General features: G+C 63.4%; 4 protein-coding genes. All 4 read right to left on the bottom strand.

Translation table 11 applies throughout. The features are described from left to right. Positions 1-7: 7 nt before the first annotated feature. A complete protein-coding gene (glgX, locus tag C0Z16_RS27000; protein WP_102635122.1) occupies positions 8-2227 on the bottom strand; it encodes a glycogen debranching protein GlgX in 2220 nt (739 codons plus the stop codon). A 140-nt stretch (positions 2228-2367) separates the two neighbouring features. Then, positions 2368-4578 (bottom strand): 1,4-alpha-glucan branching protein GlgB, encoded by a 2211-nt coding sequence (gene glgB, locus C0Z16_RS26995; protein WP_102635121.1) that lies wholly within the window; start codon positions 4576-4578, stop codon positions 2368-2370. Continuing rightward, positions 4571-8032, bottom strand: coding sequence for a maltose alpha-D-glucosyltransferase (gene treS / locus C0Z16_RS26990; protein ID WP_102635120.1), 3462 nt, complete (start codon positions 8030-8032; stop codon positions 4571-4573). Before treS ends, glgB begins: the two co-directional genes overlap by 8 nt. Beyond that, complete coding sequence (locus C0Z16_RS26985) at positions 8029-11490, bottom strand: maltotransferase domain-containing protein (RefSeq protein ID WP_102635119.1); 3462 nt, start codon at positions 11488-11490, stop codon at positions 8029-8031. The genes treS and C0Z16_RS26985 overlap by 4 nt, the downstream gene beginning before the upstream one ends. Positions 11491-11603: the final 113 nt, after the last annotated feature.

Raw genomic sequence — 11603 nt, 5'->3', positions numbered from 1 at the left:
TCGCCGTCTACGTGGTCGGCGACGCGTCGCTCGTCGGCGGATGTTCGCCCGGATCGGGCGGCAGCGCGGTCAACAGCCGCGGCCCATGCTGCGCGCCGGCCTTCCAGCCGGCCTGCCAGTCGGCTTCACCGACGGGTTGCGCGGCCAGTATCAGGAGGCCATGCGCGGCGACCTCGACGTCCGACGCGGCCAGCCGATGCGGTGCGCTCTCCGTATCCGCAGTGTCTAACAGCACGTGCCATTCCAGGTGCGGCGCAGGGGGGGTAAAACGCAGTGTTTCCGCACTCGCGTTGAGCATCATCAACAATACTTCTGTTTCGTCATTCAGACCGGGCCCCGCGCGCCGCAATGTGAACGCGCGTCCTTCGGGGTCTTCCCATGCTTCGATCGTCAGCGGATCGCCGTTTTCGTCGAACCAGCCGACGTCGAAAAGACCCGGCAGCACTTCACGGTCGCCGAACAGAAAGCGCGTCTCGCGCAACAGCGGATGCTGTTTGCGCAGCGCGACCACACGAGCCACGAAGTCGGTCATCTGACGGCCGTCCGGCAATTCACCGGCTTGCCAATCGATCCACGATATTTCGTTATCCTGGCAATAGGCATTGTTGTTGCCGTTCTGCGTGCGCAGCGATTCGTCGCCGGCCAGCATCATCGGCGTGCCGAGCGCGACCAGCAGCGTCGCGATCATCGAGCGCGCCACGCGTTGGCGCGTTTCGAGAATCGCGGGATCGTCGGTCGGACCTTCGACGCCCCAGTTGCTGCTGCAATTTTCGTTGTGGCCGTCGTGATTGCCTTCGCGATTCGCCTCGTTGTGTTTCTGCTCGTACGCGGTGATGTCGGCGAGCGTAAAACCGTCATGCGACGAGACGAAATTGATCGACGCCCATGGCTTCCTGAAGCGTCGGTTGAAGAGATCGGCGGAACCGGTCAGGCGCGCGGCAAGATCGGGCCGCAGACCGGCGTCGCCGCGCCAGAAACGGCGCACGGTATCGCGAAAACGGTCGTTCCATTCGCCGAACCCTGGTGGATGATTGCCGAGTTGATAACCGCCCGGACCGATGTCCCATGGTTCGGAAATCAGCTTGCGTTGCGATAGAACCGGGTCCTGACGCAGCGCGTCGAAGAAGCCCGAGCCGGGATCGAAACCATGCTGCTCGCGCCCGAGCGTCACGCCAAGATCGAAACGGAAGCCGTCTATATTGAACGCCGTCGACCAGTAGCGCAGCGAATCCATCACCATTTGCAGCACGCGCGGATGCGGCAGATTCACCGTGTTGCCGCAACCGGTGTCGTTGATGTGATGCCGTTCGTCGCCGGGAATCAGGCGGTAGTAGCTCGCGTTGTCGAGGCCGCGCCATGAGACGGTCGGGCCCATTTCGTTGCCTTCGCACGTGTGGTTGTAGACCACGTCGAGAATCACTTCGATTCCGGCCGCGTGCAACTGGCGCACGGCAATGCGCATTTCGTCGAGCCGGTGCGTGCTCAGATAAGACGGCTCGGGCGCAAAGAATGCCGCGGTGTTGTAGCCCCAGTAATTGCGCAGGCCGCGCTCCACCAGAAAGCGGTCGTTGAGAAACGCGTGAACGGGCAGTAATTCGACGGCGGTCACACCGAGCTTCAGCAGATGCTCGATGAATTCCGGCGACGACAGCGCGGCGAACGTGCCGCGCTCGTGCTGACGCAAATCGGCGCGCAGCATGGACGCGCCGCGCACATGCGTCTCATAGACGACGGTCTCTCCCCACGGCACATTCGGGCGCTTGTCGTGCGACCAGTCGAACGCTTCATCGATCACGACGCACTTCGGCATGGCCGGCGCCGAATCGCGCCGGTCGATCGAAAGATCCGCGCGATTCGAATGCACGCGGTAACCGAACAGCGCATCGGACCAACGAAACTGCCCGACGAGTTTGCGCGCATACGGATCGAGCAGCAGCTTGTGCGGATTGAAGCGATGCCCATGTTGCGGCTGATACGGACCATGCGCGCGAAAGCCGTAAGCAGTGCCCGGGTGCGCATTCGGCAGATAGCCGTGCCAGACTTCTTCGGTGCATTCAGGCATCGCATAGCGCCTGATTTCCTTGCGGCCCGTGGGATCGAACAGGCAAAGCTCGATTTTCTGCGCGTTTGCCGAGAACACCGCAAAGTTGACGCCGAGGCCGTCCCAACTGGCGCCGAGCGGATACGGCGAGCCGGGCAGAAGCCGGTCGGGCATTGCATGCGACATGATTCCCCTTCCTTGTTCTGATTCGATGAAGCGCGCTACCGCGGGTCTTCATGCAGCGAGCGCGCGGCCCGATCATCACGCAGGCCGCGCGCTCGTCTTCGGCGCAACCGGGCGGCGCTCGATCCGCGCTCAGTCCCGGCTCAATCGGCGCGCAATACGATGGTCGCCAGCGGCGGCAAGCTCAGGGAAGCCGAATGCGGCCAGCCATGGCTCGAAGTAGCGTCCGTATGAATCAGGCCGCCGTTGCCCATATTCGAGCCGCCGTATACGCCGGCATCCGTATTCAGCACTTCCGACCAGCGTCCTTCACGCGGCATGCCCATGCGGTAGCCGACGCGCGGCACCGGCGTCATGTTGCAGACCACGACGAGTTCGCGGCCCGCGCCGTCTGTGCGGCGATAGGCGAACACGCTGTTGGCGCTGTCGTCGCCGATCAGCCAGCTAAAGCCGCCAGGCTCGCTGTCGAGTAAATGCAGCGCGGGTTCCTGGTTATAAAGACGGTTCAGGTCACGCACCAGCAATTGCACGCCGTGATGATTCGAATCGTCGAGCAGATGCCAGTGCGGCGACCCGTCGTGATCGAACTCCGCTATCTGGCCGAATTCCCCGCCCATGAAGAGCAGCTTCTTGCCCGGATGCGTCCACATGAAGCCGAAGTACGCGCGCAGATTGGCGAACTTCTGCCATGTGTCGCCGGGCATCTTGCCGAGCAGCGAGCCTTTGCCGTGCACGACTTCATCGTGTGAAAGCGGCAGCACGAAGCGCTCCGAATACGCGTACACCATCCCGAACGTCATGTTGTGGTGATGGTATTGGCGATACACCGGATTTTCGTGCATGTAGTGCAGCGTGTCGTGCATCCAGCCCATGTTCCACTTGAAGTGAAAGCCGAGCCCGCCGTCCTCCACGCGCGCTGTCACGCCCGGCCATGCAGTCGATTCCTCGGCGATGGTGATCGCGCCAGGCGCGCCGGGCACGTAACCGACTTCATGATTCAAGCGCTTCAGAAACGCAATGGATTCGAGATTCTCGCGTCCGCCGTAAATGTTCGGCACCCACTCGCCGGCCGCGCGCGAATAGTCGCGATACAGCATCGACGCCACGGCATCCACGCGCAAGCCGTCCACGTGATAGCGCTTTAGCCACGCGAGACCCGACGCGACCAGGAACGCGCTGACCTCGTTGCGGCCGAGGTTGTAGATCATCGTGTTCCAGTCCTGGTGATAGCCTTCGCGCGGATCGGCATGCTCGTAGAGCGGCGTGCCGTCGAACTGGACGAGACCGTGCGCGTCGTTCGGAAAATGCGCTGGCACCCAGTCGAGAATCACGCCGAGTCCGGCCTCATGCGCCTTGTTGACGAACGTCGCGAACTGCTCGGGCTTGCCGAAGCGCGCGGACGGCGCGAACTGTCCAAGCGGTTGATAGCCCCACGATCCCCCGAACGGATGTTCCGCGACCGGCATGAACTCGACGTGCGTGAAGCCCATGGTCTTCACATACGGAATCAGGCGCTCGGCGAGTTCTTCCCAATCGAGACCGCGATGACTTTCCTCGGCGATGCGCAGCCAGGACTCCGCATGCACCTCGTAGATCGAGATGGGCGAGCGCGGTGTCTGCTTCTCGCCGCGCGATTGAATCCACTCGTGATCGCTCCACGGAAACTGCTCGATCTCGTCGACATGCGCGACCACCGACGCGGTGCCAGGCGGCTTCTCACTTTGCATCGCGCAAGGGTCGGCCTTCAACGGCAATGGATGACCGTCGCGCGAGAGCAACTCGTATTTGTAGCGCGTGCCCGGCCCGACTCGCGGCACGAACAATTCCCACACGCCCGCCTGATGACGCAAGCGCATCGGATGACGACGGCCGTCCCAAGCGTTGAAGTCGCCGACTACCGAGACGCGGCGCGCATTCGGCGCCCAGACCGCGAAGCGCACGCCGGGCACGCCGTCCACTTCCATCGGACGCGAGCCGAGACATTCGAGCACTGCATACGGATCGCCGCGCGCGAGACGGCCGAGCGGTTCATCGCCGAGAACGGGGCCGAACGAATACGTGTCCTCGATTTCCTGCACGGCGCCATGCCAGTCGATACGCAGACGATACGGCGCCGCCAAAGTCACGCGGCCCGCGAACAGGCCTGGACGCAACTGCTGAAGCTCACCGAGCAAGGAGCCGTCGGCACGCGAAATCACGCTGACGCGCGCGGCATTCGGCAGTAGCGCACGTACCACGGGACCGCCATCCGTGTGATGCAGTCCGAGCTGCGAGAAAGCATCGGGGTGGCGCGCTTCCACAAGCGCGTCAATGTCGAGCGGCTGGAGGCCTGCGGCCGGATCATGTTCACTCATAGTCGCCCTCGGCCGGATGAGGCGGTGTGGCGGCGTCTGGCGCCGGGGTTGACGAATCGTGCGGCGCACCGGTATCGCCCAGCAAACGGCTTGTGAGCGCGGCGAGGCCGCGCACGGGCAAGCTAAGCCATGTCGGACGGTTGGCCGCTTCATAGCGGATTTCATACGCGGCCTTCTCGATCAGGAACAGATCGAGCAGCGCCTGCTCGGCCTCGGGCGCGACGAGCGGCGTCGGCGCTTCGGCGGTGGCCGCGCGGTATTCCTTCAGGAACGCGTCGGTGGCTTGCGCGCGGAAGCGGTCGAACAAGGCGCGCTTGCGATCCGCGGTCTGCTGCGGCGCGGCTTCCGTCGTGGACTGCGCCGCTGCGCTGGCATAGGACAGCGAACGCATCAGGCCGGCCACGTCACGCAGCGGGCTCGATTTCTGGCGGCGCTCCTCGAGCGAGCGCGCCGGCTCGCCTTCGAAGTCGATCAGATACGCGTCGCCCTGCGCGACGAGAACCTGGCCCAGATGGAAGTCGCCATGAATGCGAATGCGCAGCGCCTGGGTATCGGCGGAAACCAGTTTGTCGACGGCTTCGACGAGCGCGGCGCGGCGGTCGATCAAACTTTGCGCGAGCGCCTTCGTCTCCGGATCGAGCATCTGTTCAATGCGCGGCGCGAGCAGATCGAGCGCGCTCGCGAGCATCGACTGCGTGCCGTCGACCCACGCCTTCACCTGGTCGGCGCTCGCGGGTTCGGGTGCGAACGCGAGGTCGTCGGTGGGCGAAGCAAGGGCCACGTGCAATTCGCCAAGCCGTCTGCCGATGATGCCGGCCAACGACGCGTAGCCTTCCAGCAGAAGCGCTTCGTTGTCGCGGTCGGGCGCCGATGACGCGTCCGTATCGACGGCGATCGCGAGTTCGTCCACGGAGCGGCGCAGATGGTCGAGCGACCAGTTCCATGCATCGCCCTGGTTGTCGACGAAGCCTTGCAGAATCGCGAGCGTATGCGGCACGCCCTCGGGATCGACGCGCACCACTTCGCCGAATAGCGGCGCCGTGTTCGCATAGCCAAGCTGCGTCAGATAGCGGCTGATTTCCGCTTCCGGATGAATGCCGCTCACGAGACGCCGCACCAGCTTGAGCACCGCGGCGTCCGCGACGATCAGAGAACTGTTGCTCTGCTCGGCCGCGAGCCAGCGCACTTCCGGCCGTTCGCCGAGATTGTCGAGTTCCGCGAAACGCTCGGTCGGAATGAACTTGATCTCGCTCTTCTGCACGGTCGGCACGACAGCGCGTTCGCGCAATTTGCGCAGCACGCCGTGCGCGAAGATCGGCAGCGCGAATGCGTCGGTCAGATGCCCGACATTGCGGCCGCGGCGCACGCGCGCCAACGCAAGCTGGAGAAAGAGGGGCGTCGTGGTCTCGCCGCCCCACGTGATCGCGATAGGCACCACGTAACGCTCGGTGTGATTGCCGACATCGGCTTCGATTTCGGTGAAGGCGAAGCCTCCGTTCGGAATCGTGGTCAACGCGGCGAGCCGCACGGCATGCATCTTCTGATCCTTCGATGCAAACCAGCGGCGACGGCTCAACCACGAAGGCAGCACTTCCGATTCGAGCAGCCGCACGTTTTCCGGCGTCGGCCCAACCTGGCCTTCGCGTATCACGATGGTGACGAATTCCGGCAGCGGCTCGGGATGCGCCTGCGACCATGTCGGACGCTGACCGCCCGGACACAGCATGAACCACAGGAAGCCATACGGCGGGAAGGTCAGCAGATAAGTCAATTGACCGATGGCGGGGAACACGGAATCGGCGGTCATTTCGATCGGCACCGAGCCGTTGAATTCCGACAGATCGAGCTCCACCGCTTGCGGCGCACGCGACAGATTCGCCACGCAAAGAATCGGCGGCTCGTCGGGCATCTCACGCAGATACGCGAGAATCTTGCGGTTTTCCGGCTTCAGGAAGCGAATCGTGCCGCGCCCAAAGGTCTGTTTCGCGCGACGCGTGGCGAGCATGCGCCGCGTCCAGTTCAGCAGCGAATGCGGATCGCGGCTTTGCGCTTCGACGTTGACCGCGTCGAAGCCGTAGAGCGCGCCCATTACGGGCGGCAGCACCAGCTGTTCAGGATCGGCGCGCGAGAAGCCGCCGTTCCGATCCGACGACCACTGCATCGGCGTACGCACGCCGTCGCGGTCGCCGAGGTGGATGTTGTCGCCCATGCCGAGCTCATCGCCGTAGTAGATCACGGGCGTGCCGGGCATCGACAGCAGCAGCGAATTGATCAGCTCGATGCGGCGGCGGTCGCGCTCCATCAGCGGCGCGAGCCGGCGGCGAATGCCGAGATTCAGACGCGCGCGGCGATCGCTCGCGTAGGTATTCCACAAGTAGTCGCGCTCGGAATCAGTGACCATTTCAAGCGTGAGCTCATCGTGATTGCGCAGAAAAATCGCCCACTGATTCGACTCGGCGAGATCCGGCGTTTGCCGCATGATGTCGGTGATCGGAAAGCGGTCCTCGCTCGCAATCGACATGTAGATGCGCGGCATTAGCGGGAAGTGGAATGCCATATGGCATTCGTCTTCTTCGCCGAAGTATTCCTTCACGTCTTCCGGCCACTGGTTCGCTTCGGCGAGTAGCATCCGGTTCGGATATTCCGCGTCGATAGTGGCGCGAATCTTCTTCAACACCGCGTGCGTTTCCGGCAGGTTCTCGTTGTTGGTGCCTTCACGTTCGACGAGATACGGCACCGCGTCGAGCCGCAGCCCGTCGATGCCCATGTCGAGCCAGAAGCGCATGACCTGCAACACCTCCCGCAGCACGGCCGGATTGTCGAAATTCAGATCGGGCTGATGCGAATAAAAGCGATGCCAGAAATAAGCGCCCGCGACCGGATCGTGCGTCCAGTTCGACGGTTCTGAATCGATAAAGATGATCCGCGTTTCAGCGTACTTCTGATCAGTGTCGGACCACACATAGAAGTTGCGATGATTCGAACCCGGCTTCGCGCGGCGCGCGCGCTGGAACCATGGGTGCTGATCCGACGTGTGGTTGATCACCAGCTCCGTGATCACGCGGATGCCGCGCGCGTGCGCTTCCTGAATGAAGCGTTTGACATCGGAGAGCTGGCCGTAATCGGGATGCACGTTGCGATAATCGGCGATGTCATAACCGTCGTCGCGGCGCGGCGACGGATAGAACGGCAGCAGCCAGATCGCGTTCACACCCAGTTCGGCGATGTAGTCGAGCTTGGCGATGAGGCCTGGAAAATCGCCGACGCCGTCGTTATTCGCATCGAAGAACGACTTGATGTGCACCTGATAAATGATCGCGTCTTTGTACCAGAGCGGGTCGTCGCTCAATGCCGCCGGCTTGCCGCGGCGGCGTGTGCGCGCTTTGGTTGCGCTGGCGGTTGCCGTGCTTGCATGCGCCTGCGACGTGGTCTGGGAGGGATCGTCACGCTTCATATCGCACCTTCCGTCGGGGTAGGGTTGCCAGCGTTTGCGTGAAGGGCGCTGGTCGAGTCGCTGTCGGCTTCGTCGGGGCGCTCGGCGGGCAGCCCGCCAAGCGGCGCAATGCGCCAGATCGAAAAAGGCTGGCCCGGTCCGAGCCGCACATGCTGCCAGCGGCCGTGCCATTCGAAACGCGCGCCGGTCATCTGATCGGTCACTTCGAGTCCGCCGTGGTCATGCAGATTCCATTTCTGGAATGTCTCCCACGACAGCTCGATATCCGCGCCCTGTTCGTTGAACGGATCGAGATTGATCGCGACGACGATCACGTTGTCGCGCACTTCCGTTGCCTTCTCGAAGAACAGAATGTTGTCGTTGTGCGCGGGCAGAAACGTGAGACCGAGATGCGTTTGCAACGCGGGATTCGCACGCCGAATCCGGTTTAGCGCGGTGATTTCTGCTGTGATGTTGCCGGGCCGGTGCCAGTCCCACGCACGCAACTGATACTTCTCGGAGTCGAGATATTCCTCGCTGTTCGGCAACGCGGCCGCCTCGCACAGTTCAAAGCCGCTATACACGCCCCACAAACCGGCGAGCGTCGAAGCGAGCGCCGCGCGAATCAGAAATCCCGTGCGTCCCTGCGATTGCAGATGACGCGGATTGATGTCCGGCGTATTCACGAAGAAATTCGGCCGGTAGAAGTCACGCGCGTTGGTTTGCGTAAGCTCGGTCAGGTACTCGATAAAGTCACGCTTCGACTCGCGCCACGTGAAATACGTGTACGACTGCGAGAAGCCGATCTTGCCGAGGCGGCTCATCATGCGTGGCCGTGTGAATGCTTCGGCGAGGAAGATCGCGTCCGGATAGCGCGAGCGCACGTCGTTGATCATCCATTCCCAGAACGGCAAGGGCTTGGTGTGCGGATTGTCGACGCGGAAAATGCGCACGCCCGCTTCGATCCAGAACAGGATCACGTCGCGCAGCGCGAGCCACAAGTCGGGCTTGGCGTCGTGCGCATAGAAGTCGGGATTGACGATGTCCTGATACTTCTTCGGCGGATTCTCCGCGTAACGCAGCGTGCCGTCGGGGCGCCATGCGAACCACGTCGGATGTTCCTTCAGCCACGGATGATCCGGCGAACACTGGATCGCGAAATCGAGTGCGATTTCGAGGCCATGCGCATGCGCGGCGGCGAGCATCTTTTTGAAGTCATCGAGCGTGCCGAGTTGCGGATGCACGGCCGTATGCCCGCCTTCGGCCGCGCCGATCGCATACGGACTGCCCACGTCGCCGGGCTGTGCGTTCAGCGTGTTGTTACGGCCCTTGCGATTCGACACGCCGATCGGATGAATCGGCGGGAAGTACAGCACGTCGAAGCCCATGTCGCGAATGCGCGGCAGCTTCGTGGTGACGTCGGCGAAGGTGCCGTGGCGCGATTCGTCGTCGCTCATCGAACGCGGGAAGATCTCGTACCAGCTCGCGAAGCGCGCGGCGGTGCGTTCAGCGTCGATCTTGTACGTCACCGGATCGCGGCTCAGGAAAGGGCGATGCCGCGCGGCGATCATCGCCTTGGCGGTGGCCGGATCGAGCAGCAGCTTGAGCTTCGCTTCGTCGTCGGCCTTGGCGAATTGCTCGACGATATGTTTAAGCGGCTCAGTGACCGCGCCTTCGGTTGTTTCGACTTCGGCCAGCACAAGCGCGAAGAGATGAGCGGCTTCATCGAGTTCGATCTCGACCGTTTGACCCGCCTTCAACTTCTTCTCGACATGTTCGACGAGCGAAGCAAAGTCGTCGCGCCAGGCGATCACCGTGAACTCGTGACGGCCCATGCGTTCGAGCGGAATGCGCGCCTTCCAGATGTCGAGGCCCGCCGGTTGCGCCGGAGCCATCAGCACTTCGTGCCAGGTGTTTTCGTCGGCGGCGCGCCACAGCACGGCGGCAGCGATCTTGTCGTGACCTTCGGCGAAGATCGCAGCGCTGATTTCAGCGCGTTCGCCGACGCTGCGCTTGGCGGCGAAGCGGCCATTGTCGACGGAAGGCATCACGCTTTCGATCGCCACGCGCGGCGCGTTGATCGCTTCGAGCACAGTCTTGCGGCCGCTGCGCTTGCTGTTCGCTTTGTCTATCGGCGGCGCGAGACAGATCGGCTTTTCTGTCACCGCCTGGAAGAGACGCACGGCGCCGGGTGCCAGGGTGAACGGGCTTAAGGTAGTGGGCAGGGCGGAGTTGGCGCGGCCTGGTTCATCGAGAGGAACGAAGCGCGTGAAATTGCCGGGAACGCCGGCGAGGAAACGCGCCGGATCGACGCGCACCGGCGCACCGAGTTCGGGATTGATTGCGATCAGCACCGCCTCGTGGGCATCGCGCAGGTCGGGCTCGTCGGCGCGCAGCAATACCGCTGCGGGTGAGCCGGGCCCGCTCAACGGGCGCAATTCCCCGTTCGCATGCAGCGCTTTCGCATTGCGCGCGAGTTCGTTCGCATGCGTGACCGGTTGCGAGAGGTCGAATTTTTTGGCCTGGCAAGCGAGCGCGAATTGCGACGCGTCGCCGCGCGTTTGCGACATCGGTTCGCTCACGCCGTATTCGAAACCCATCGGCATCATCCAGCCGGTGCCGACCGCGGATGCCGTGAATAGCGCGCGCCGATAAGCCCGTTCGACGATGCTCGAATCGTGCGGATCGCTCAACTCGGCGGCAAGCCGCGCGCCGTAAGGCGCTTCGGGAAAAGCGATCGGCCCGCCGATGCGCGCGAGCACGGCATGCTCTTCGGCCATCCAGCTCGCCCGGTAGTCCCACCAGCGCACGGACGAGAACACGCTGTCGAAGCCCGCGCCTTCTAGGCTTGGCAGGTCGCTGCGGGCCAAGCCGGGCGTCGCGGCGAGAAAGCGTACCTCGGGATGCGCGGCGCGCACGGCGTCGCGCAACTGCCGCCAGACCTCGCCCGGTACGCGATGCGGCGAATCGAACCTGAATCCGCCGATGCCCGCCTCGGCCAGCGCAAGCAATTGTTGCGTCCACCAGTCGGCAAGCGCAACACGCGTGCCGGCGTCGCTGAGGTTTGCATACGCGACGTTGTCCTCGCGATGCACATGGCGTGGATCGAGGCGCGCCTCTTCGGACTCCAGCGGATGAAACCAGTCCGCATGCTCGGCATAGAGGGCGCCGTCGGCGGCCATCCGGTCGATCACCAGATCGGCCAGCAAGCTCAGGCCATGCTGACGGGCTTCGCCTGCCAGCGCGCGAATGGCGTCGGCGGCGGGCTGCCTGGCTTCGAAGACTGGATGCAGCCGCGCGTGGTTGCCCACCACCTGCCCATGACTCGCCTGACCCGGCTCGAACAGGCTACCGACCAGCGCGTGATCGAAGCCCAGCGCGGCCGCATGCGCGAATTGCGCAGGCCATGCGTCAAGAGGTCCAACGAGGAGTGAATGAAAAAAATAGATCCGCGGCGCGTACCCGTTTGGAGGTTCCATCGGTCGTTTCCAGATTTGTCCTGCTGCGGTGTGGATGCAATTGGCATGCGATCACAGCGCTCATTGGGCTTCCAGAGCCGGATGTCGCGCGATCGTGGACTGAGGGCGCGTAC

The organism is Paraburkholderia rhynchosiae (assembly GCF_002879865.1).
In the GTDB taxonomy this organism is placed as follows: Bacteria; Pseudomonadota; Gammaproteobacteria; order Burkholderiales; family Burkholderiaceae; genus Paraburkholderia; species Paraburkholderia rhynchosiae.
This window is presented reverse-complemented; position numbering and strand designations above follow the sequence as displayed.